We start from the raw sequence: 20,258 nt of genomic DNA on the forward strand, positions 1-20,258 counted from the left end.
CTCACTCCCATCGGAAGAGCCGTACGGCGAGACCGCCGAAGACGACCAGCCCTGCCGTCACCACCACCAGGTGGAGGACCTGCGGCGGATGCCCGGCCCACGTGTCCCTGAGCGCCGCGGCGAACGGCCCGGCCACCGAGTAGTCGCTGATCGTGCGCAGCACGTCCGGCATGACGTCGCGCGGCACCCACATCCCGGCGAGGAACATCAGCGGGAACATCACCGCGGAGCCGATGCCGGGCGCGACCTTGGCGTTCGGCGCCAGGGAGGCGATGACCAGCCCCATGGCGAGCAGCGCCGCGGTGCCGAGCAGGAACACCAGCACGAACCAGGCGAGCTGCCGCGGCGGCGCCGAGCCGAACACCACCGTCCCCGCGACGATCAGCAGCGCCGTGGAGACCACGCCGATGCCCAGGTTGATCAGCAGCTGCACCCCCAGCATCTGTCCCGGGCCGACCGGGGTGGTGGACATCCGCCTGAGCACCCCCTGCTCCCGGTAGGTGGCCAGCGTCGCGGGCAGCACGCTGCAGGCCAGCGTCAGCAGCGCGAGCAGCACCATCATGCTCGGCCACTGCGCGTCCACGTACCGCTCACCGCCCGCGCCCGACTCGGTGAAGAAGGGGATGCTGAGCCCCAGCACGACCAGCAGCCCGAGCGGCAGCCCGATGGTGAAGAACAGCAGCGGCCACTCCCTCAGGTGCAGCCTGGTCTCCGTGACGAGCAGCTTCATGACAGCTTCCTTCCGGTCAGCGCGAGGAACGCGTCGTCCAGCGTGGCCTGCTCGATGCGCAGGTCTCCCGGGACGATCTGGTGGTGGGCCAGGGCGAGGGTGACGGCGGGCGCGAGATTGCCCGAGCCGCTGACGATGACCTGTTCGCCGCTCCTCGTGACCTCGCGCACCTCGGGCAGCGCCAGCAGGACGGCCTCGTCCACCGGCGCGGACGGGCGGAAGCGCAGCCGCTGGTCGCCGCCCACCTGGGCGATGAGCCCCTCGGGGGTGTCGGTGGCGACGACGCGGCCGGCGTCGATGAGGGCGAGACGGTCGCAGAGCCGCTCGGCCTCCTCCATGAAGTGGGTGACCAGCACGATGGTCACGCCGGATGCGCGTACCTGCTCGATCAGCTCCCAGGTGTCCCTGCGGGCCTGCGGGTCGAGCCCGGTGGTCAGCTCGTCGAGCACGGCCACGCGCGGCCTGCCCACCAGGGCCAGCGCCACGGAGAGCCGCTGCCGCTGCCCGCCCGACAGGTTCCTGAACTGGGTATCGCGCTTGCCGCCGAGTCCCACCCGGTCGATCAGCTCGTGCCAGTCGGCGGGGTCGGGGTAGAAGGAGGCGTACAGGTCGAGCGCCTCACGTACTTTGATCTTCTCCGGCAGCGCGGCGCTCTGGAGCTGCATGCCGATCACGTGGCGCAGCTCGTCGCGGTCGGTCGCCGGGTCGAGGCCGGCCACGCGTACGGTACCGCCGTCGCGCTGCCGCAGACCGGCGACGCACTCGACGGTCGTCGTCTTGCCGGCCCCGTTGGGCCCGAGGATGCCGAAGATCTCGCCCTCCGCCACCTCGAACGACACGTCGTCCACCGCGAGGTGATCGGGGTACTGCTTGCGCAGGTTCCTGACCTCGATGATTTTCATGACATTGACGCTAGGGACGCGGATAAGCAGGCGTAATCTCGCTAGATGCCCGGCAAGGGTGTACTTAGGTGCAGTGACCTGACCCATCCTGGTGGCGCAGACTGATGTCATGCTCAAGAGGTACGGTCACGTCGTCACGCTGCTGGCATTCGGTGTCCTGCAGGTGCCCATGATCGTCGCGAGCGGTTTCCTGCTGATGCTGTCGTTCGCGCTCGGCATGGTGTTCCTGTATCCGACGCAGGTGATGATGGTCAGGCGGATGGCCGAGCTGCACCGCAGGCTGGTCTCCGAGCGGCTCGGCGTCACCATCGAGTCGCCCTACCTGCCCGCGCCCCCGCCTCCCGTGCCGCAGCCCGACGGCTTCTACCGCGCCGACCGTACGCTCTACAAGACGCCCCGCGTGCCCGAGTGGAACAACCGGTTCAAGTGGCTGCTCGGCGACCCGGGCACCTGGCGTGACCAGAGCTGGATGCTGCTCGACCCGCTGGTCAAGCTGCTGCTCCTCCCTGCGCTCCTGCTGGTGCCGAGGCGCGGCCTGGCGATCTACGCCCGCTGGTGCCGGCTGCTGCTGGACGCCACCGCCGCCAGCCGCCTGGCCGGCCAGGTCAGCCATCTCACGCGCACCCGCAACCTGGCCGCCGACTCCCAGGCGGCCGAGATGCGCAGGATCGAGCGCGACCTGCACGACGGCACGCAGGCCAGGCTGGTGGCCATCGGCATGACGCTGGGCGCGGTCGAGGAGCTCGTGGACAAGGACCCGGCCGCGGCGAAGGCGCTGCTGGCCAGGGCCAGGGACGCCTCATCGGAGACGCTCACCGAGCTGCGCAGGGTCATCCGCGGAATCCACCCGCCGGTGCTGGCCGAGCGCGGCCTGATCGACGCCGTACGCGCCCTCGCCATGGACCACCCGCTGCACGTCACCGTGGACGCCGACCTGCCGAAACGGGCGGAGGCGCCGGTGGAGGCGGCGGTCTACTTCGCGATCAGCGAGCTGCTGACCAATGCCGCCAGGCACGGCGACGCCCAGGAGGTCAGCGTGGACATCAGCGCCCACGGCGCCGACCTGCGCGTCACGGTCATGGACGACGGCATGGGCGGCGCCGACCCGTCCAAGGGCAGCGGCCTGTCCGGCATCGAGAGGCGGATCGCGGCCTTCGACGGCGTGCTCGCCCTGCACAGCCCGCCGGGCGGCCCGACCACGGTCACCATGGAGCTGCCCCGCGTGCTGCCGGTGCCCGAGGCAGCGGCCCGCAAGATGCCGCGCTGGAAGACGGTCGTCGTGGCGGCCCTCTGGGCCACGGCCTGGTGCCCCACCTTCCCCCAGGGGATCGTGGCGGCCGTCTTCAAGATCTTCGGCATCGAGGAGGAGACCTGGTTCCTCGCCCTGCACCTGCCGCTGCCCTGGCAGTGGCCGACGATCATCGGCATGATCGCGGTGGGTGTCTCCATGCACGTCATGGCCATCCGCATCCCGGCGACCCACGACCACGGGCGTCTCATGCAAGACTTCTCCCCGCTCACGCTCGTCAAGCCCTGGAAACCATGAACCGCGTCCTCATCGCAGAAGACCTCTACCTGCTCCGTGACGGCCTCGTCCACCTGCTGCAGGCCCACGGATTCACCGTCGTCGCCGCCGTCGAGAGCGGGCCCGAGCTGCTCAAGGGCCTGCTGGAGCTGCGCCCCGACGTCTCCATCGTCGACGTACGGCTTCCGCCCACCCTCACCGACGAGGGTCTGCAGGCCTCGCTCACGGCCAGGCGGCAGGTGCCCGGGCTGCCCATCCTCGTGCTGTCCCAGCACGTCGAGCAGCTCTACGCCCGCGAGCTGCTGGCCGACGGCTCGGGCGGCATCGGCTACCTGCTGAAGGACCGCGTCTTCAACGCCGAGCAGTTCATCGACGCCGTCCGCCGGGTCGCCGCAGGCGGCACCGCCATGGACCCAGAGGTGATCGCGAAGCTGCTGGCCAGCAACGCCAAGCGGGAGCCGCTCGGCGGCCTCACGCCACGCGAGCGCGAGGTCCTGGAGGCCATGGCGGAGGGACGCTCGAACGCGGCGATCTCCCAGCGCCTCTATCTGAGCGAGAGTGCCGTGGCCAAGCACACGGCCTCCATCTTCGCCAAGCTCGGCCTGGCGCCGTCGGACGACGACAACCGGCGCGTGCTCGCCGTGCTCGCCTACCTCAACAGCCGCTGACCCCCTGTCCCCCGAACTGCGCTGAGTTGTCGGTGGCACCGGCTATTTTCATAGGGCAGGCGGCGACGAGAAGGTGGTATGAGGTGAAAATCCGGGTTAACCGCGATGTTCTGGCAGATGCGGTGGCATGGGCTGCCCGAGTCCTGCCCAGCCGTCCCGTGGTGCCCGTGCTGTCCGGGCTGCTGCTGGAGGCGACCGACGAGCTCACCCTGTCGGCGTTCGACTACGACGTCTCCGCGCGCGCCGCCATCGAGGCCGAGGTGTCCGAGGAGGGCCGCGTGCTCATCCCCGGCAAGCTCCTCGCCGAGATCAGCCGCAGCCTGCCCGCCGACGACGTCGAGCTGGTCACCGAGGGCGCCGAGGCGGTGCTCACCTGCGGCAGCGCCGAGTTCGGCCTCATCACCATGCCGGTCGAAGACTTCCCCGTCCTGCCCGCCATGCCGCCGGCCATCGGCGCCATCGGCGGCGGCGTGTTCGCCTCCGCGGTCGGCCAGGTCGCGCCGGCCGCCAGCCGCGACGACACGCTGCCCATGCTCACCGGCATCAGGGTCGACATCGAGGGCGAGTCGGTGGCCATGGCCGCCACCGACCGCTACCGCATCGCCGCCCGCGACTTCACCTGGCGTCCGGCCGCCCCCGACGTCGCCGTCTCCGCCATGGTGCCCGCCCGGGTGCTGGTCGAGGTGGCCAAGTCGCTGCGCGGCGGCGAGGTCTCCGTGGCCATGGGCGACGGGGTGGCCGGGTTCGAGAGCGTGGGCCGCAGCACCACCGTGCGGCTGCTCGACGAGCAGTTCATCGACTACCGCGCGCGGCTCACGTCCGAGTGGTCGATCAGGGCCGACGTCGCGGTCGCGCCGTTCGTCAACGCGATCAAGCGGGTGGCCCTCGTGGCCGAGCGCAACACCGCGGTGCGGCTGTCGTTCAGCCAGGGGCAGGTGCTGATCCAGGCGGGCGGCGGCGACATCGGCCGCGGCGCCGAGGTCGTGCCGTGCGAGCTGCGCGGCGACGACATCCAGATCGCCTTCCAGTCGCAGTTCCTGCTCGACGGGCTCACCGGCATCGAGACCGAGCTGGCCCGCATCAACCTCGAATCGCCCACCAGGCCCGCGCTCATCCAAGACGTGCCGGGCGACGCCCAGCCGGCCTTCCGCTACCTCGTCATGTCCCTGCGTCAGACGTGAGCGCCGCCTGACGGGCGGCGACCAGCCTGAAGACCCGCTTGAACTCCGCGTACGCCTGCTCGCCCACGGCCCGCGCGTGGGCCGCCTCCAGGTCGGCGAGGATGGCGTCGGAGCGTGCGATGAAGTCGCGCCCCCTCTCGGTGGGCACGATGAGCTTGGCGCGCCGGTCGGCCGGGTCACGCCGGCGCTCCACGTAGCCGAGCTCGACCAGCTCGTCCACCAGCGTGCCGATCACCTGCTTGTGCCGGCCCGAGCGCGCGGCGAGGTCCGTCGCGCGGCTGCCGTCGTCGTCGAGATAGGCCAGCACGGCGCCGTGGCGCGGCCGCAGCCCCGGATGCCCCTGCTCGGCAAGCGCGGCGAACAGCTCCCGCTGCAGCCCGAACAACGTTCGCCCGCTCAGCATCCCCAGATCGGGGTCCTCCTGGGTGCGCCGGCTCCTGTCCATGCTCCCCGCGCTCCCCGCGCTCCCCGCGAGCGGCTCAGGACTCGGTGAGCGCGATGAGGATGTGCTCCATGCAGGCGTGACCGGCCCGCTCCGCCGCCGCGGCGTCGCCGGCCGCGATGGCCCTGGCGATGGCCTCGTGGGGGATGTAGTTCTTGTTCAGCGACGTGCCCGCGGCCGTGATGCTGGCCCGCAGGGCCGCCGAGAAGTCCTCGTAGAGGTCGATGAGCACGAGGTTGTGGGTGGCGTGCGCGACCGCCATGTGGAAGGCCAGGTCGGCCTCCACGAAGAAGTCGGGGTCGTCGAGCTCCCAGGCCCGCTCCCGCTCGGCCAGCGCCGCCTCGATGCGCCGGATGTCCTCCTCCGTACGCCGGGTGGCGGCCAGCCGGGCGGACTCTACCTCCAGCGCACGGCGTACTTCGAGGATCTCCAGCTGCTCCGCCTGGCGCAGCCGCCGCAGCATCGCGCCGGACAGCTCGCTCGTCGCGCGGACGTAAGTGCCGTCCCCCTGACGGCACTCGAGCAACCCGGCGTGTGTGAGCGCGCGCACGGCCTCCCGAACGGTGTTGCGACCCACTCCGAGCTGCTCGGCGAGCGCGGTCTCAGTCGGGATCTTGCCGTTCATCGGCCACGACCCTGAGGTGATCTGCTCCTTGAGCTGATCGATCACCTGGTCGACGAGCGAAGCCCGCTGCGCCGTACGCAGACTCACAGTCCGCCTCCTCCGGGAAAGCCAATCATCCTATGAGTCAATGACTGGTAGACCCTAATTATTCCAGACTCAACAGGCCAAATCTGGAGCTCCCGGAGGTTCAGCGAGAAACTGTGGCGTCAATCGTCACCCCTGCCATGGCGGAGCGAACTCCGGCAGCTTCGAGGGCTTTACGATATGCCGCCGTCTGAAGTGCTCTGGACTCGCCCCTGCCATAAAGGTCGCCCAGCTCACGCCAGCACCGCGCGGCCTGCCGATCGGAGCCGAACACCGGCCGGTCGAGGGTGTCGAGCAGCTCGTACGCGTCGCGCAGATGCCCGGAGGCGTCGCCCGCCTGCTCGTAGGCGACGGTCGCCAGCACCAGGTGCGCCTCGGCCGCGGTGGTGCCGCTGCCGTCGTGGTCGAGCCCGGACGCCTTGACGGCCAGCTCGCCCGCGCCCACCAGGTCGCCGGCACGCAGCTTCACCCGCGCGTGGACGATCAGGCTCTCGCCGTATTCGCGCGCCGTGCCGGGGAAGACCGAGAACGCGCTGACGGCCTCGCCGGCCAGCCGCTCGGCCTTTTCGATCGGTCCCACGCCCATCCTGGCCCAGTGCATGGCCGCCCGGGCCAGCACCAGCGCGAGCCGGGTCGGCCGCCCGGCCATGATGGCGTCGTCGGCCAGCGCGACGGCCAGCGCGGAGTCCTCGCCCGCCGCGGCTGCGGCACTCGCGTGCCACAGGGTCCGGATCTCAGCGGAACGGTCCACAACCTGAGGCGCACCCGCCGTGTCGAGCACCTGCTCGACGTAGGCCAGCGCGGGGGAGTCGGTCTCGCTCTCGCCACGTGCCTCGATCAGCGCCGCGGCCAGCTCGACGGCCAGCTCGCCCTGGGTGATCCGCAGCCGCTCGGCCTGCGCCAGCGCCGTGGCCGCGAGGTCGCGGGCCCGCAGCCGGTCGCCGGCCTGCTGGTAGCAGCGGCTCAACGCGATCGTGAGCGGCAGGTCGGCCAGCCGCTCGGGATGGGCCGCCGCCTCTCTGCGCAGCCGCTCGAACGCCTCCACCGCCTGGCCGAGCCGCCCCTGGGCCTCGAGGGCACGCGCCCTGCCGAACCGCGCCTGCGCGGTCAGCATCGCGTTCTCCTCGTCCGCGGCCTTCACGATCTCCGTGAACCGGTCCGCGGCGCTGGCGGGGTCGCCGTGCTGGAGCTCTAGCTCGGCATGGCGCAGGCCGAGCTCGGTGTCGATGCGCTGGCGTGGCTCGATCCCGTGAAGGAGGAACTCCGTCGTGCATCCGAGCCGCTCGGCCAGGAGCCGGGCAACCACAGGAGTCGGCGTACGCTTACCCGACTCAATGAGCGAGACATAACTGTCCGACAGGTCGGGTCCGGCCAGCTGGGCCTGAGACATCCGCCTGTTCAGCCGCAATCCACGGACGCGGTCACCGATGGTTCCCTGACTCGGCATCTCATCTCTCAAGGCGGGGAAGGGTCAACAACACGCAATGATTGCATGAAGTAGCCGAATCTGGTATCCCCACGTGAAGAATTTGCCACGTCGAGATTAATCGTCCCCGTCGTCCTTGCCGGGGAAAAGCATCTGGCAGACCTCTAGGTAGAGCGTCTCCGGATACGGAATGTATTCGACCGTTGACAGAGCCTGATCCTGACCGGCCGATTCGAGGATGAACTCACCGTAACCGAGCATGCGCCCCAGCAGAGATCTTTGGAAGCTCATGTCGGTGACCTTGCCCAATGGCATCATCGCGACCTTGCGCGTGATGAGGCCGGTGGTGAGCAGCATTCGCTTGGACGTCACCACAAAGTAATCGACCGACCACTCCGCGACTTTCCAAACGAAGCGGATCAGCAACAGCAGCCACAGCCACCAGACGACGACCAGGGCCGTGCCGCCCGCCTCGCCGCCGCCGAAGAATCTGCTGAGGAGCCCGGCGACGATGAGGCCGCCGAGCACCTCGGCGACCGGGCGCAGCAGAATGGCGGGATGCCGCCGCACCATGATGACCTGTTGTTCCTGGGGGAGGAGGTAGCGGTTGACCGACGATGGAGCAGAGTCCCCGTGGGTCACAAGTCTCATGAGAGGCTGTTCACGAATTGGGCCAGCGAGTCGGCCGCGTTGAACACCGTGTCGAACGCTCCCTTCACCGCGTCCGCGGCGTCAGCTGGTCGCGCGAACAGGTAGTACGCAACAAATGCGATACCACCGTATGTGAGGACCTTTTTGACCTGCACCGTCGCCTCCGTACCCACTTACCCACTCCACCCGCCCTATACATTACCCACCCGGATGCCGGGGTAAAGGTAAGTTGGCAGGTAAGTTCTGATCTTGCTTAGCCGCGGTCGCTGGCCACCAGGGCCAGGACGTGTAGATGTTTACGCGCGATGCGCTCCACGAGGCTCGGATGGGCGTAGCCAGTGACCTCCAGCGCGCCGTAGTGCGCCGCCTCCACGCAGCGCGTTACCGTGGTCGCGGAGTGGATGCCGGCGAACTCGTCGCACAGCACCGTCTCCACGTCGGCGTACGGAGTCGGGTCCGCCTCGGTGTGCTCGCTCATCGTGCCCCCACGCGCATGCGGAAGATGTCTTCCAGTCTCTTCGTACCCACCCAACCACAGTATGTAACGAAGTGATGACGTGTCGTGACGGGTCGTGGACTTTTCCGAGAGAACTTTCCCGCACGGATGGGTGCCGCTCCGGAGGGAGCGGCTCGTAGGGCGGGGCTTGTGGGGCGGTGCTTGTGGGGTGGGGGCTTGGAAGTTGTGGGGTGAGGCTTCGACGTGCGTCAGACGACGCCGTAGAGCCGGTCGCCGGCGTCACCGAGCCCAGGAACGATGTAACCGTTCTCGTTGAGCCGCTCGTCCAGGGCCGCCGTGACCACCCGGATCGGCTTGCCGGAATTGGCGAACACCTTGTCCATGTGCGCCAGCCCCTCGGGGGCCGCCAGCAGGCACAGGGCCGTGACGTCGACCGCGCCCCGGTCGAACAGGAACTGCACCGCCGCCGCCAGCGTGCCACCGGTGGCCAGCATGGGGTCGACGACGTAACACTGGCGCCCGGACAGGTCGTCGGGCAGGCGCGTCGCGTACGTCTCGGCCTGCAGCGTCGACTCGTTGCGGATCATGCCGAGGAACCCGACCTCGGCCGTCGGCAGCAGCCGCATCATGCCGTCGAGCATGCCAAGCCCGGCCCGCAGGATGGGCACCACCAGCGGGTAAGGCTTCGCCATCCGCACCCCCTCGGCCTGCGCCACCGGAGTCTGCACGGTGACCTCGCTGACCCGGACGTCGCGCGTGGCCTCGTAGGCGAGCAACGTCACCAGCTCGTCCGCGAGCCTGCGGAAGGTGGGCGAGTCGGTGCGGACATCACGCAACGTGGTGAGTTTGTGAGCCACGAGCGGATGATCGACGACGAGGGTCTCCATGGCACCCAACGCTATCTCCTGCCCAAGCCTGCTATCGACCCCCCCACCAGCCCCCCAACCCCCACGCCGGCAGCGCCGGGAAGCGCGGCCTCCTCTCCTCCTCAGAGGGCGGAAAGTCTCGCGTCCGGGACAGTGGCCTCCTCTCCTCCCAAAGGACGGAGAGTCTCGCGCCCGGGAGAGTGGCGGGCGTGAAGGTGGGTTGCTGGGCCGTCGCTTCCTCCTCCCCCCGAAGGCCGGGAACCGTCGCGCCCGGGGAGGCGAACGTGACGGGAGGGGTGCGGGGGCATCAGATCTTTGGTTTTGATCACAATTTGGTCGGAGAGGCACACGCCCGGTGGCCGGTTCTGGAACGATTGGGTCCTGGTGATATCTGTCGTGTCAGAGGTCGGGTGGGGATGGCGATGACAGACGAAGACGCTCTCGACTTCGCCATCGTGGTTTATCGCGAGGACGATTGCTGGCAGGCCGAGCTCCTGCCGGTCACGCTCACGTCCGACCTGCACGGGCTCATCCATGCCCTGAGGCAGCAGCCGAGCGAGAGCGGCACGATCGGGCTGGTCGCCGTCGGCGACGAGTTCTTCGTGGCGCTCAGGGTCATCGGCGAGCGGGTCGACGTGTTCCTGTCCGACATCGCCGCCTCGTGGGACTTCCCGCTGGCCCGCCAGGTCCTCCACTACCTCGACGTCCCCGTGCCGGACGAGGAGGAGCTCGACGAGATCCTCCAGGACGAGGAGACCGTGCTTCCCGCAGGAGATCTGTCGATCTTCGCCGATCTCGGGTTGGACGAGATGGAGCTGGGCATCCTCTCCGGCGACATTGACCTGCTTCCCGAAGATGTGCTGTCCAGCATCGCCGCGCGGCTGGGGTTCTCCGAGCCGTTCGAGCGTGCCATCGAATCGGTCTTCGGCTGACCCCCCCTGGAGCGCGGACATGGCGTCCAACACCTTCTCTGCGGCCTTCGTCAGGACCTCCGACGGCTGGAACGGTGCCGAGGTCGATCTCGGGGACGTCGAGATCGTCGACGACTTCGGTGACGCCGTCACGGAGACGCTGGGACTCTCCGGCGACGAGCTCGCCCTGCTGTGCGTCGAGGTCGAGGACGAGTGGTTCGCGATCGCCCGCTATCACGGCATCGAGGAGCCGCGGGTGTTCCTCTCCGACGTGCACGCCGTCGTGGCCGACAACCTCGGCGAGCTGTTCGCCGAGTTCGCCGGGGTGGCGCCCGACAAGGAGGGCAACGGCCTCGGCGTACGCCCGGCGGGCGACTTCGAGCTGCTCAGTGACCTGGGAGTGAGCTCCGAGGAGCTGCTTGAGCTGAGCATGGAGGAGGGCATGCTGCCGGCCGACATCCTGTCGGTGATCGCCGAGCGGCTGTCGTTCGCCGACGAGCTCGACCGGTTGCGGTGACGTACGAGGACGCCATGCGTCTGGCCCTGGCGGAGGCCGGCTCGGCCGCCGCGAGGGGTGAGATCCCCGTCGGCGCGGTCGTGCTCGACGAGCACGGCGAGGTGCTGGCGAAGGCGGGCAACGACCGCGAGTCCACTGCGGACCCGACCGCCCACGCCGAGGTGCTCGCGCTGCGCGCGGCCGCCGCGCGGCGCGGCGAGTGGCGGCTCGGCGGCTGCACGCTCGTGGTGACGCTGGAGCCGTGCACGATGTGCGCGGGCGCCGCGGTGCTGGCCAGGGTGGAGCGGATCGTGTACGGCGCCACGGACGAGAAGGGCGGCGCCGTGGGCTCGCTCTGGGACGTCGTACGCGACCGCAGGCTCAACCATCGGCCCGAGGTCGTCATGGGCGTGCTCGCAGAAGAGTGCGGTGCGGCCCTGAAGCGGTTCTTCGCTACGCGCAGGATCCGGTAAGCTCTTCCGCGGTGGTGTCGCCTAGTGGCCGAGGGCGCACGCCTCGAAAGCGTGTGATGGGGCAACTCATCCGTGGGTTCAAATCCCACCACCACCGCCACGCCGAAGGGCCTCCGAGATCTCGGGGGCCCTTTCGCATGTCCGGAGACCATGCGGCGGGCGACAACCGTAATCGTATTCACTGGTCGTTCACGGCCGGAGAAATGATGTTGGCGGAAAAAAATCAAAGGGGGCGCCGCGAGATTCGCGGCGCCCCCTTTCTCAGTTGGGCAGTTCGAGGACCCTGGCGTGCAGGATCGATCGTTGGTGCAGCGCGGCCCGCAACGCTCGGTGCAGGCCGTCCTCCAGATAAAGCTCGCCCTGCCACTGAACCACGTGCGGGAAGAGGTCCCCGTAGAACGTGGAGTCGGCCGCGAGCAGCGAGTGCAGGTCCAGCATGGCCTTCGTGGTGATCAACGAGTCGAGCCGGACCTGCCGTGGAGGGATTTGGGCCCAATCGCGGTTCGTCAGACCGTGGTTGGGATAAGGGCGTCCGTCGCCGACTAGCTTGAAGATCACCCCCCCGATTTTAGGAGAGAATCCGATTCCTCGCGTTGTCCGGTCGCGTCAGGCCGGGTTCTGGAGATCGCAGTCGGCGGGTGCGCCGTTTTCGTATCCGCGCTTGAACGCGGCCACGCGCTGCCGTGAGCTGCCGTGGGTGAACGATTCAGGATCGATTCTTCCGGTGGTGCGCCGCTGGATGCTGTCGTCGCCGACCGCCGCGGCGGCGTCGAGCGCCTCGGAGATCTCGGCGGAGGTGAAGGGCTGCTCGTAGAAGCCGGTGCTGACCGCGTTGCGGGCCCAGACGCCGGCGTAGCAGTCGGCCTGCAGCTCGACCGCGACCGAGCCGCCGCCGTCGAGGGCGCCGAGGAGCTTCTGCACGTGGTGTCCGTACTCGTGGGCGATCACGTACGCCTGCGCGAAAGGCCCGCCCTTGGCGCCGAACTGGGATTGGAGCTGGTCGAAGAAGCTGAGGTCGAGGTAGACGCGCTGGTCGCCGGGACAGTAGAAGGGGCCGGCGGAGGAGCTCGCGGAGCCGCAGGCGGTCCTTAACCGTCCCGAGTAGAGGACGGTCTTCGCCGCCCGATATCCCGAAACTTCCTGCTTCCAGTAGTCCTGGATGCTGTTGACCACGCCCACCACCCGGCACTTCTCCGACTGGTCCGCGTCCTTGCCCTTCTGACACCGCGCCGACAGATCGGCCGGCGGCCTGCCCTGCCCCGGCTCGGCGCTCACGTTGTTCAGGACGAACACCAGCACCAGCACGATCAGCCCGACGATCCCGCCACCGCCGACCACCACACCTCCGGGGAAGCCGGAGAAGCCGGAGGAGCCGCCGCCCCCTCCCGCGTCCTCCACCTGCGAGGCGTCGAGGTCCGCCTGGTCCCTGAAGTCCATGCTGACATCCCTTTCTGGGGTATTGCCCGCAGGACAGACTGCCCCGAACCGGGACCGCTCTATCGAGCCGGGCTCAGATCCGCCCGGAGAACGTGTCGCACCGCTGGGGGTCGCCGCTGTCGTACCCGGTGCTGAACCACTTCTCGCGCTGCTCCGACGTGCCGTGCGTGAACGCGTCCGGCGTCACGCGGCCCTGGGAGCGCCGCTGGATGCTGTCGTCGCCGACGGCCGCCGCCGCGCTGAGCGCCTGCTGGATGTCGTTCTGCGAGAACGGCTGCTCGTAGAAGCCGGTCTTGACCGCGTTGCGGGCCCAGACGCCGGCGTAGCAGTCGGCCTGAAGCTCCAGACGTACGGAGGGGCTGTCGGCGCCGGGCCTGCTGTCGCGGCCCAGCTGGTCCATGGTGCCGAGCAGGTTCTGTACGTGGTGCCCGTACTCGTGGGCGATCACGTACGCCTGCGCGAAAGGCCCGCCCTCGGCCCCGAAGTCGCGCTGGAGCGTGTCGAAGAAGGTCAGGTCGAGGTAGACCCGGCGGTCGGCCGGGCAGTAGAACGGCCCCACCGCCGAGTCCGCCGCGCCGCAGCCCGTCTCGATGGCCCTGGTGAACAGCACGGTCTTGGCCGGCCGGTACGTCTCCCCGCCGTCGCGCAGCGCCCGCCGCCAGTACGTCTGGATGCTGTTGACCGTCCCGACCACCCGGCAGTCCTCCGACTGGTCGGCGTCGGCGCCGGTCTTGCAGCGCTCGGCCAGGTTGCCGGTGACGGGGGCGCTCGGCGCCTGGCCGCCGCCCTGCCCGCCCGGGTCGCGCTGCTCGCCCGGGTCTCCGGTGAAGGACGTCGGAATGATGCCGAACAGGAACATCGCCGCCACCGCCAGGATCAGCAGCAGGCACCCGCCGCCCCGGCCGCCGATCGGCACCATGCAGCCGCCGGGCATCCTGCCGAACCCGCCGCCGGGCCGCGGGCGCGACGCGCGGGCGTCCTCGACCTGCGACGGGTCGAGCGGTTTGTCGTCGTCGAACTGCATCGAAGCCTCCGGCAGCAGTCTGCCCTGTAGCGAGGCGATTACGCAGAGCAATTAGCTGTGGATGCGAAATTTCCGATATGTCAGTTACTCTGCCGCTATGACTGCTGGCCTGATCGGGATCGCGCTGGTCTCCCTCGGCCTGGTGCTCACGCCCGGGCCCAACATGATCTACCTGGTGTCGCGCTCGATCACCCAGGGCCGCAAATCGGGGTTCATCTCGCTGATCGGGGTGTTCCTCGGGTTCACGACGTACCTCATCGCGACCTGCCTCGGACTGACGGCGGTCTTCGCGTACGTACCGGCCGCCTACACCGCGCTCAAGCTCGCCGGCGCCGCGTACCTGCTCTGGCTGGCCTGGAACGCCGTCCGCCCGGGCGGCGCCTCCGCCTTCGAGCCGCGCGAGCTGCCCGTCGAACGTCCCGGCAAGCTGTTCACGATGGGCCTGCTGACCTGCCTGCTCAACCCCAAGATCGCCATCCTGTACCTGTCGCTGCTCCCGCAGTTCGTCGACCCGTCGATGGGACACGTCCTGCTCCAGAGCATCGCGCTCGGCTCGGTCCAGGTGGCCATCGGCACCCTGGTCAACGGCCTGATCGTGATCACGGCCGGCGGCCTCGCCGCGTTCCTCGCCCGGCGCCCCGTCTGGGTCCGCGTCCAGCGCTACCTCACCGGCACCGTCCTCGGCGTCTTCGCCGTCACCATGGCCACCGACCGCTCCAAGGCCGTCGTGGCCTCCTGAAAGCTCACGAGGCGAGTGCCGCGCGCAGCAGGTCGGCGTAGGCGCGGCGGCGGTCGGCGGGGAGCCAGTCGGGCTGCGGGGGTGTGCGGTAGAGGTCGTCGCCCGGGTAGCGGGGGAAGAGGTGCTGGTGGAAGTGCCAGACGTCCTGGTTGCCCGCGGGCTCGTTGTGCTGGCGGGTGGAGACGCCGGCGCACTCGTACGCGGTGCGCATGGCGCGGGCCAGCAGCTGGGTGGCGTCGAAGATGGCGTGACCGTCGGCGGCGGGGAGGTCGTACAGGTTCTCGTGGTGGGCGACGGGGATGATCAGCAGGTGCCCGGGGTTCCGCGGCCACCAGCGCGGACAGATCATCGCGAAGACCCGCTCGTCGCGGTAGACCACGTCGGGCTCGCGGTCCGAGGGGAGGTCGCAGAACGGGCAGTCGTAGTCGGCGGGTGCGTGGTTGTGCACGGGGGCGCCTCCCAGTGGCGTTCGTCTCGGCTGCGGATCATGGTGTCAGGGTGTTCGGTGGACGGCGTCGTCCGGCCCGCTGTCAGCAGTTGATCGCGACCGTGGTCTTGGGTCGGCCGGATGCGGGATCCAGGGCCACGGGGAACGTCCGCTCGTCGTTCACTCGGATCTCGAATGAACTCGCCCCCGTCCACCTGACCGACTCGTAGGCGTCGGCGGGGTCGTCGTCGTTGAGGCAGGCGACGTGCCACTCCCTGCTGAGGAGCCCGTCGTCCCTGCGCAGGCTGAGCCACGTGATGCGGTCCGGCCCGAGCCCCGCCATCGACTGCTGGAGCCGCACGCTGTACGGGCCAGGGCCGTCCACGAAGCCGATGTCCTCTTGCGAGCCGAGTGCGGCGAGGAACAGGCCTATCAGCAGCGCACCACTCCCGGCCAGCCCGGCGAGGATGATGACCAGCGCCCGTAGCCACTTCCACCGGAGCCCGAGTGCGGCCAGCGCGACCAGCGTGCAGGCCAGCACGCTGAACGCGAACGGATGATTGAGGTGTTCCCGCAGGAGCACCAGGCTCGAGTCCTGGACGTACACGAAGGCCGCGAAGCCGCCTAATAAGAGCGCGGCGATCAGCAGCACGAGCGAGCGAGCAGGCATCGGGGATCCCATCGACGAGGCGCCACCGAGATCATGACATCACCGGGGCCGGACCGCTTCGAGAGCTGCACGCGTGTTTCGCCATTGCCGGGAGCCAGCTGTCCGCCGGTCCTCCGATGGAGCGATTGAGGTAGTCGGTCTCCACACCCTTCGGCCGGAGGACACGGACGGGCACCGGCCACTTCCCGCGGGGAGCGGTCCTGCAGTTCACCCGGAGGTCCCTGGCTTGACCTTCTGTATTGTCGAAGGGCCCGGCGCGGATCTATTGGCACGAACCGGTCCGTCAGTTCGTCAGTGTGAGCGGGTTGACCAGGTCGGCGTAGACCAACAGACCGGCCATGATCATCATCACCAGTGCCGCCGCGTACGTCAGCGGCAGCACTTTGGCGATGTCGACGTGCTTGGGCTTCGGCCGTCGCGTGATCTTGGCGTAGGCCCGTTTGAGCCCCTCCCAGAGCCCGCCCGCGATGTGCCCGCCGTCGAGCGGCAGCAGCGGGATCAGGTTGAACATGCCGATCGCCAGGTTGAAGCCGGCCAGCAGGTTGACGAAGGTGGCGATCTTTGCCTCGTTGGACAGGTCGGAGGTCAGGATCTCGCCGCCCAAGCGGCCCGCGCCGACCACGCCCACCGGGCCCTCGGGGTCGCGTTCCTTGTCGGAGAAGGCCGCATGCCAGACGCCGACCATCTTCTCCGGCAAGTTGAAGATCGAGCCCGCCACTCTGGCCGTCAGCCCGCCCATGTAGCCGATCACCTGGCCGACGCTCTGCCGCTCCATCACCTCGGTGGGCCGCACGCCGAGGTACCCGACGTTCTCATCGGTCTTCTCGGGGTCGTCGAGGTTGGGCCGGTCCTGGGCGATGAGCGTGACGTCGAGCGTCATCGGCTTGCCGTCACGCACGATGCCGAGCTTGACCGGGCCGGCTCCGTGGGAGCGGATCAGGCGCTTGGCGTCTTCCCAGGAGCCGATCGTGGCGCCGTTGAAGGAGACCATGTGGTCGCCCGGCTTGAGGCCCGCCTGCGCGGCCGGGGTTGGCTGGTCGCCGGGCTTGCAGGCGGTGCGCTGCTCGGAACTGGGGATTACGCACGTTTCGGTGGTGGGCGAGACGATCGGGGCATCGACGGGCAGGCCGATGCCGACCAGCAGGATCGTGAAGAAGACGAACGCCAGCATGAAGTTCATCAACGGCCCGCCGGACATGATGATGACCTTCTGCCACCACTTCTTGCGGTAGAAGACGCGGTTCTCGTCACCTGGACGCACCTCTTCCAGCGCGGCCTCGCGGGCGGACTCGATCAGCCCCTGGAACGGTGCTGTCGCCGTGCTCCTGACCTTGGTGGGATCCTCTCCGGGGCGCGGCGGCAGCATTCCCATCATGCGGATGTAGCCGCCGAACGGGATCCACTTGATGCCGTATTCGGTCTCGCCTTTGCGCCGGGACCAGGCCGTGGAGCCGAAACCCACCATGTACTGGGTCACCTTGACGCCGAAGAGCTTGGCCGGCAGCAGGTGGCCGAGCTCGTGCAGCGCGATGGAGATCATCAACCCGAGGAGGAAGAGGATGATCCCCGCGACGTAGAGCCAGTTCATCTAGGGGCGCTCCTCGGCAGCCGACAACGACAGATGTGACGAGACGAAAGGTGCGAAGCTCCAACGTAGTCGAACTCGCCACACCACAAGGCTGACCGCATCTCCCGAGCTTTGGCAGCTCATGCGTTCAACCTGCGACCTGCTCACCCGACTGGAGAACACCGTCTGGTTTGAGACTGGTTCATGGCCCCACTAGGCAGTCATCGGTGGCCCCTCCGGTGTCGGTCGCTCGACCATCTACAAGTACATTCAGTTCCCGAACTCGCCACGGGCCGCCCTGCCGTCCAAGAGGCAACGGCTCAAGCCGAGCGGGCGACGAGCAGCTGATTCCCCAGGTCAGCGCCTACTTGGCGGCCGGCGGCCTGGGTCGGGCGTGGCTGCGCTCCTGAACATTCGCGAAGGTCCGCATGGTCCCGAACGCTATTGCGCGGGCGGGACGGCTGCCAGGTTCAGCACCGTGAACGTGCCGGGTTCGCCGTCCCAGTAGATGATCGTGCTGGGCTCGGAGGAGGTGCCCACGCCGTACGACCCCCCGCCCTCGCCGATGGTGGCGGCCACCTCGCCGGTGGCGGCGTCGTAGACGGTGCTCCCGGCGAACAGGAACCGGTCGAGGATCGGGAACCGGGTCATCGAGGTGCCGCTGATGCCGTCGAGGGCGATCGTGTTCGTGCCGTCGAGGGACTGCACGAACAAGCCTTGCCCGTTACGCCCGAAGCACCAGGTGGGTCCGCACCGCAGGCCCTGCGCCGACGTGGGCGCGTTGATCTCGGTCTGCGCGGCCCGCGCCAGGTCCACGAGCTTGGTCTGGTTGCGGTCGTGCCCCTTCTCGCCGTCGGCCACGTCCACGGCGTACGGCCATTTCATCAGGTGCAGCCCGTCGCCGCCGGGCACGCGCGCCGCCTCGCCGCCCGCGAGGGGGATGCTCCAGACGCCGCCGGAGCGCTCGGACCAGTAGACGTGGTCGCCGTCAACGCCGATCGCGTCGATCTGCGCGTGCTTCCCGGTGAACGTGCCGAGCAGCCTGGGCTCGCCACCCGCCAGCGGGACCGTCCAGATCTCGCGCACGGCCTCGCCGTCCTTTTCGCCGTGCGCGAACCAGGCGAGGCTCTGGCCGTCGGTGGTGGCGGTCTGCGGGAAGTAGCGGTCGAGCCCCGGCGTCCGCGGCACCGTGGTGACCACGCGCGACTTGCCGGTCGCCGAGTCGTACACCTCGAACTTCCCGGTCTTCTCGAACGACGACTCGGCTCTGAGCAGCACCTCCGTCGCGCTGAGGCTGGTGATCGGGCGATAGCGCCAGCCGTCGGCGTTCTTGGCGGGCATCGTGAAGACCGCGCCGGGCCAGAGCCTCTCGGCGTCCACGACCTTCGAGCGCGCGGAAGGGGAGAGCGCCGCCTTCGGGAGCGTCGTGGTGACGGAGACTGTCATGTCCGTGGGAGTCGCCGCCGAGACGGCGGAGTGGCCCTCGCCGGAGAAGACGCCCCTGATTCCCACCACGCCCCCACCCAGTACCGCCACTACGGCCCCGGCCGCGAGTATCTGCATGCGCCGCTGGTGCCTGCGACGCCTGCGCACCGCAAGGGCTGCCAACAGGTCGCCCTCTTGTGGCGCCCGCTCCGCCGCCGACCGCAGCGCGTCGGTCAACTCGTTCTCTGTCCTCACGATCGTCCCCTTTCAAGCATCGCCGGCTTGACCCGCAGCGTGTTGAGCGCCCGGAACGCCTGGCTGCGCACGGTTCCGCGGGAGATTCCCAGAATTTCGGCTATGTCCTGATCCGACAGGTCCTCGTAGTAGCGCAGCACCAGGACGGCACGCTGCTTGCGCGGCAGCGTGGCCAGTTCCTTCCACAGCTCGCCGTAGGAGTGGCTGTCGATGTAGGAGCCTTCTGGTACGTCGTCCGTCAGATGCTCCCTGCGCCGCCTGCGCCACCAGCTGATGTGCTGCCGGGTCATGATCGTACGTACGTACGATTCTGGATCGTCCTTGTTGCGGACCCTGCGCCAGCTGTCGCTCAGCTTGAGCAGTGCCTCCTGTACCAGGTCGGCGGCGTCGTCGGCGTTGCCGGTCAGCACGTGGCCGTATCTGAGTAGGGCGGACCCGCGCGCCCGGACGAAATCCTCGAACTCCACACCTACAAGACGCGCCCGAGTCCGGGCCTGTTGCAAAGACCGTGGCGCCCACAAGTTCGAGTGGGTGGCGCGGGACGCCAAGGAGCACGGCTTCCCACTGTCGATGTCGCGCGCGACCCACTACGGGCCCACGGACTTCATGCCATACAGCTCCAGCACTCGGGCGCGCAGAGCGGGCTCGTCCAGCAGGTCGCGCACCCTGGCGCGAAGGATGCCTGGCTCCTACGGAGTCGAAGCCGCCGACGTTGTCGCCCGGCGCGGACGTCTGGCGTCCGGCATGCGCCTGCCGCTCATCAGGTCTGGCCCGAGCCCGGTGCCGGCCACCCCGGACGCCTGGCGCTCTGGGTCGGCCACCAGCCCGCGTCCGAGATGAAGCAGCCCGCGTGGCCGCTGCTGCGAGACGGCAAGGTAGACGGCTTCAAGCCGTTCCCGTTCGCCACCACGCCCCGACTGAGACCCGAATAGCGAAAGGGGCCGACTTGGATGGGGTCGGCCCCTTCGCGTTTACTGCCTCAACCAGGCGCGGAGGATGGGGGATTTGAACCCCCGATAGGTTGCCCTATACACGCTTTCCAAGCGTGCGCCCTCGGCCACTAGGCGAATCCTCCGCCGACGAGCTTACCGGACTTCCGGGGGTGCCAAGACCATGAATTTCCGGCCGGACGGGTTCGCGCGGGGTGGAGCGAGCACTGCGGCATCCGGCTAGACTGTCCAGGGACCCCTCGCGCGGCGTCATCCTGTGAACCTCCCCAGGGCCGGAAGGCAGCAAGGATAAGCGGGCTCTGGCGGGTGTGCGGGGGGTCTCTTCGT

General features: G+C 69.0%; 24 protein-coding genes, 2 tRNA genes and 1 other RNA gene. 9 read left to right on the top strand and 18 right to left on the bottom strand.

All coding sequences use genetic code 11. The features are described from left to right. Position 1 precedes the first annotated feature (1 nt). Positions 2–730, bottom strand: coding sequence for an ABC transporter permease (locus AB0K12_RS14350; RefSeq protein WP_364560013.1), 729 nt, complete (start codon positions 728–730; stop codon positions 2–4). After that, complete coding sequence (locus tag AB0K12_RS14355) at positions 727–1,632, bottom strand: ABC transporter ATP-binding protein (protein WP_364560016.1); 906 nt, start codon at positions 1,630–1,632, stop codon at positions 727–729. The genes AB0K12_RS14350 and AB0K12_RS14355 overlap by 4 nt, the downstream gene beginning before the upstream one ends. Before the next feature lie 109 nt (positions 1,633–1,741). Between AB0K12_RS14355 and AB0K12_RS14360 the strand changes: the two genes are divergently transcribed. The 3 genes from AB0K12_RS14360 to dnaN all read left to right on the top strand — a co-directional run bounded on the left by AB0K12_RS14360 (position 1,742) and on the right by dnaN (position 5,006). Next, positions 1,742–3,178, top strand: a complete 1,437-nt coding sequence (locus AB0K12_RS14360; protein ID WP_364560019.1) for a histidine kinase — start codon at positions 1,742–1,744, stop codon at positions 3,176–3,178. Beyond that, positions 3,175–3,825 (top strand): response regulator transcription factor, encoded by a 651-nt coding sequence (locus tag AB0K12_RS14365; protein WP_364560022.1) that lies wholly within the window; start codon positions 3,175–3,177, stop codon positions 3,823–3,825. Before AB0K12_RS14360 ends, AB0K12_RS14365 begins: the two co-directional genes overlap by 4 nt. A gap of 83 nt (positions 3,826–3,908) precedes the next feature. Further along, positions 3,909–5,006 carry a DNA polymerase III subunit beta gene (gene dnaN / locus AB0K12_RS14370; protein WP_364560025.1) on the top strand — a complete coding sequence of 366 codons (1,098 nt, stop codon included), beginning with the start codon at positions 3,909–3,911 and terminating at the stop codon, positions 5,004–5,006. Here dnaN and AB0K12_RS14375 read toward each other — a convergent pair. The 7 genes from AB0K12_RS14375 to upp all read right to left on the bottom strand — a co-directional run bounded on the left by AB0K12_RS14375 (position 4,984) and on the right by upp (position 9,578). Continuing rightward, positions 4,984–5,451 carry a MarR family winged helix-turn-helix transcriptional regulator gene (locus AB0K12_RS14375; protein WP_364560028.1) on the bottom strand — a complete coding sequence of 156 codons (468 nt, stop codon included), beginning with the start codon at positions 5,449–5,451 and terminating at the stop codon, positions 4,984–4,986. The genes dnaN and AB0K12_RS14375 overlap by 23 nt on opposite strands. A 34-nt stretch (positions 5,452–5,485) precedes the next feature. Next, complete coding sequence (locus AB0K12_RS14380) at positions 5,486–6,160, bottom strand: FadR/GntR family transcriptional regulator (protein WP_364560031.1); 675 nt, start codon at positions 6,158–6,160, stop codon at positions 5,486–5,488. A 100-nt stretch (positions 6,161–6,260) separates the two neighbouring features. After that, positions 6,261–7,604 (bottom strand): helix-turn-helix domain-containing protein, encoded by a 1,344-nt coding sequence (locus AB0K12_RS14385; RefSeq protein ID WP_364560034.1) that lies wholly within the window; start codon positions 7,602–7,604, stop codon positions 6,261–6,263. Positions 7,605–7,700: 96 nt separating this feature from the next. After that, positions 7,701–8,234, bottom strand: a complete 534-nt coding sequence (locus AB0K12_RS14390) for a PH domain-containing protein (protein ID WP_355417483.1) — start codon at positions 8,232–8,234, stop codon at positions 7,701–7,703. After that, positions 8,231–8,407: a hypothetical protein gene (locus AB0K12_RS14395; protein WP_345393045.1), complete on the bottom strand. Its 177-nt coding sequence runs from the start codon at positions 8,405–8,407 to the stop codon at positions 8,231–8,233. Before AB0K12_RS14395 ends, AB0K12_RS14390 begins: the two co-directional genes overlap by 4 nt. Before the next feature lie 80 nt (positions 8,408–8,487). Then, complete coding sequence (locus tag AB0K12_RS14400) at positions 8,488–8,712, bottom strand: hypothetical protein (RefSeq protein WP_345393042.1); 225 nt, start codon at positions 8,710–8,712, stop codon at positions 8,488–8,490. Positions 8,713–8,939: 227 nt separating this feature from the next. Beyond that, on the bottom strand, positions 8,940–9,578 hold the full coding sequence (gene upp / locus AB0K12_RS14405; RefSeq protein WP_364560037.1) for a uracil phosphoribosyltransferase: 639 nt from the start codon (positions 9,576–9,578) through the stop codon (positions 8,940–8,942). A gap of 401 nt (positions 9,579–9,979) precedes the next feature. Here upp and AB0K12_RS14410 point away from each other — a divergent pair, with 401 nt between their 5' ends. The 4 genes from AB0K12_RS14410 to AB0K12_RS14425 all read left to right on the top strand — a co-directional run bounded on the left by AB0K12_RS14410 (position 9,980) and on the right by AB0K12_RS14425 (position 11,537). Next, positions 9,980–10,489, top strand: a complete 510-nt coding sequence (locus AB0K12_RS14410) for a tRNA adenosine deaminase-associated protein (RefSeq protein WP_364560040.1) — start codon at positions 9,980–9,982, stop codon at positions 10,487–10,489. 19 nt (positions 10,490–10,508) lie between these two features. Next, positions 10,509–10,985, top strand: coding sequence for a tRNA adenosine deaminase-associated protein (locus AB0K12_RS14415; protein WP_355417471.1), 477 nt, complete (start codon positions 10,509–10,511; stop codon positions 10,983–10,985). Positions 10,986–10,999: 14 nt separating this feature from the next. Continuing rightward, entirely contained in the window at positions 11,000–11,437 is a 438-nt protein-coding gene (gene tadA, locus AB0K12_RS14420; RefSeq protein WP_355417468.1) for a tRNA adenosine(34) deaminase TadA, read from the top strand. A 10-nt stretch (positions 11,438–11,447) separates the two neighbouring features. Further along, a tRNA-Ser gene (locus AB0K12_RS14425) sits at positions 11,448–11,537 on the top strand. Between the two features lie 161 nt (positions 11,538–11,698). Here the strand turns inward: AB0K12_RS14425 and AB0K12_RS14430 are convergent. The 3 genes from AB0K12_RS14430 to AB0K12_RS14440 form a co-directional block, all read right to left on the bottom strand. Beyond that, the gene (locus tag AB0K12_RS14430; RefSeq protein ID WP_345393030.1) at positions 11,699–11,995 is read right to left on the bottom strand and encodes a type II toxin-antitoxin system VapB family antitoxin; all 297 of its coding nucleotides are present in this window, start codon (positions 11,993–11,995) and stop codon (positions 11,699–11,701) included. Between the two features lie 48 nt (positions 11,996–12,043). Beyond that, a complete protein-coding gene (locus tag AB0K12_RS14435; protein WP_364560043.1) occupies positions 12,044–12,874 on the bottom strand; it encodes a neutral zinc metallopeptidase in 831 nt (276 codons plus the stop codon). A 73-nt stretch (positions 12,875–12,947) separates the two neighbouring features. After that, the gene (locus AB0K12_RS14440) at positions 12,948–13,898 is read right to left on the bottom strand and encodes a neutral zinc metallopeptidase (protein WP_364560047.1); all 951 of its coding nucleotides are present in this window, start codon (positions 13,896–13,898) and stop codon (positions 12,948–12,950) included. A 97-nt stretch (positions 13,899–13,995) separates the two neighbouring features. Between AB0K12_RS14440 and AB0K12_RS14445 the strand changes: the two genes are divergently transcribed. Next, positions 13,996–14,637 carry a LysE family translocator gene (locus tag AB0K12_RS14445; protein WP_364560050.1) on the top strand — a complete coding sequence of 214 codons (642 nt, stop codon included), beginning with the start codon at positions 13,996–13,998 and terminating at the stop codon, positions 14,635–14,637. A gap of 4 nt (positions 14,638–14,641) precedes the next feature. Here the strand turns inward: AB0K12_RS14445 and AB0K12_RS14450 are convergent, their stop codons facing one another. The 6 genes from AB0K12_RS14450 to AB0K12_RS14475 all read right to left on the bottom strand — a co-directional run bounded on the left by AB0K12_RS14450 (position 14,642) and on the right by AB0K12_RS14475 (position 20,056). Beyond that, complete coding sequence (locus AB0K12_RS14450) at positions 14,642–15,085, bottom strand: HIT family protein (RefSeq protein ID WP_364560052.1); 444 nt, start codon at positions 15,083–15,085, stop codon at positions 14,642–14,644. Positions 15,086–15,167: 82 nt separating this feature from the next. Further along, the gene (locus AB0K12_RS14455; RefSeq protein ID WP_364560055.1) at positions 15,168–15,734 is read right to left on the bottom strand and encodes a hypothetical protein; all 567 of its coding nucleotides are present in this window, start codon (positions 15,732–15,734) and stop codon (positions 15,168–15,170) included. A gap of 283 nt (positions 15,735–16,017) precedes the next feature. Further along, positions 16,018–17,322 (bottom strand): M50 family metallopeptidase, encoded by a 1,305-nt coding sequence (locus AB0K12_RS14460; protein WP_364560058.1) that lies wholly within the window; start codon positions 17,320–17,322, stop codon positions 16,018–16,020. Positions 17,323–17,742: 420 nt separating this feature from the next. Continuing rightward, a complete protein-coding gene (locus AB0K12_RS14465) occupies positions 17,743–18,981 on the bottom strand; it encodes a hypothetical protein (RefSeq protein ID WP_364560061.1) in 1,239 nt (412 codons plus the stop codon). Beyond that, complete coding sequence (locus AB0K12_RS14470; RefSeq protein WP_364560064.1) at positions 18,978–19,448, bottom strand: SigE family RNA polymerase sigma factor; 471 nt, start codon at positions 19,446–19,448, stop codon at positions 18,978–18,980. Before AB0K12_RS14470 ends, AB0K12_RS14465 begins: the two co-directional genes overlap by 4 nt. Before the next feature lie 523 nt (positions 19,449–19,971). Next, a tRNA-Ser gene (locus tag AB0K12_RS14475) sits at positions 19,972–20,056 on the bottom strand. A gap of 105 nt (positions 20,057–20,161) precedes the next feature. Here AB0K12_RS14475 and ffs point away from each other — a divergent pair. Continuing rightward, positions 20,162–20,257: signal recognition particle sRNA small type (ffs, locus tag AB0K12_RS14480), an RNA gene on the top strand. Position 20,258: the final 1 nt, after the last annotated feature.

The organism is Nonomuraea sp. NPDC049419 (assembly GCF_040676995.1).
Lineage (GTDB): Bacteria > Actinomycetota > Actinomycetes > Streptosporangiales > Streptosporangiaceae > Nonomuraea > Nonomuraea salmonea.

Coding starts and splice junctions, on each gene's coding strand:
- AB0K12_RS14350 (WP_364560013.1), bottom strand. CDS start 730: ATGAAGCTGCTCGTCACGGAGACCAGGCTGCACCTGAGGGAGTGGCCG.
- AB0K12_RS14355 (WP_364560016.1), bottom strand. CDS start 1,632: ATGAAAATCATCGAGGTCAGGAACCTGCGCAAGCAGTACCCCGATCAC.
- AB0K12_RS14360 (WP_364560019.1), top strand. CDS start 1,742: ATGCTCAAGAGGTACGGTCACGTCGTCACGCTGCTGGCATTCGGTGTC.
- AB0K12_RS14365 (WP_364560022.1), top strand. CDS start 3,175: ATGAACCGCGTCCTCATCGCAGAAGACCTCTACCTGCTCCGTGACGGC.
- AB0K12_RS14375 (WP_364560028.1), bottom strand. CDS start 5,451: ATGGACAGGAGCCGGCGCACCCAGGAGGACCCCGATCTGGGGATGCTG.
- AB0K12_RS14385 (WP_364560034.1), bottom strand. CDS start 7,604: ATGCCGAGTCAGGGAACCATCGGTGACCGCGTCCGTGGATTGCGGCTG.
- AB0K12_RS14390 (WP_355417483.1), bottom strand. CDS start 8,234: ATGAGACTTGTGACCCACGGGGACTCTGCTCCATCGTCGGTCAACCGC.
- AB0K12_RS14400 (WP_345393042.1), bottom strand. CDS start 8,712: ATGAGCGAGCACACCGAGGCGGACCCGACTCCGTACGCCGACGTGGAG.
- upp (WP_364560037.1), bottom strand. CDS start 9,578: ATGGAGACCCTCGTCGTCGATCATCCGCTCGTGGCTCACAAACTCACC.
- AB0K12_RS14410 (WP_364560040.1), top strand. CDS start 9,980: ATGACAGACGAAGACGCTCTCGACTTCGCCATCGTGGTTTATCGCGAG.
- AB0K12_RS14415 (WP_355417471.1), top strand. CDS start 10,509: ATGGCGTCCAACACCTTCTCTGCGGCCTTCGTCAGGACCTCCGACGGC.
- tadA (WP_355417468.1), top strand. CDS start 11,000: ATGCGTCTGGCCCTGGCGGAGGCCGGCTCGGCCGCCGCGAGGGGTGAG.
- AB0K12_RS14435 (WP_364560043.1), bottom strand. CDS start 12,874: ATGGACTTCAGGGACCAGGCGGACCTCGACGCCTCGCAGGTGGAGGAC.
- AB0K12_RS14440 (WP_364560047.1), bottom strand. CDS start 13,898: ATGCAGTTCGACGACGACAAACCGCTCGACCCGTCGCAGGTCGAGGAC.
- AB0K12_RS14445 (WP_364560050.1), top strand. CDS start 13,996: ATGACTGCTGGCCTGATCGGGATCGCGCTGGTCTCCCTCGGCCTGGTG.
- AB0K12_RS14455 (WP_364560055.1), bottom strand. CDS start 15,734: ATGCCTGCTCGCTCGCTCGTGCTGCTGATCGCCGCGCTCTTATTAGGC.
- AB0K12_RS14460 (WP_364560058.1), bottom strand. CDS start 17,322: ATGAACTGGCTCTACGTCGCGGGGATCATCCTCTTCCTCCTCGGGTTG.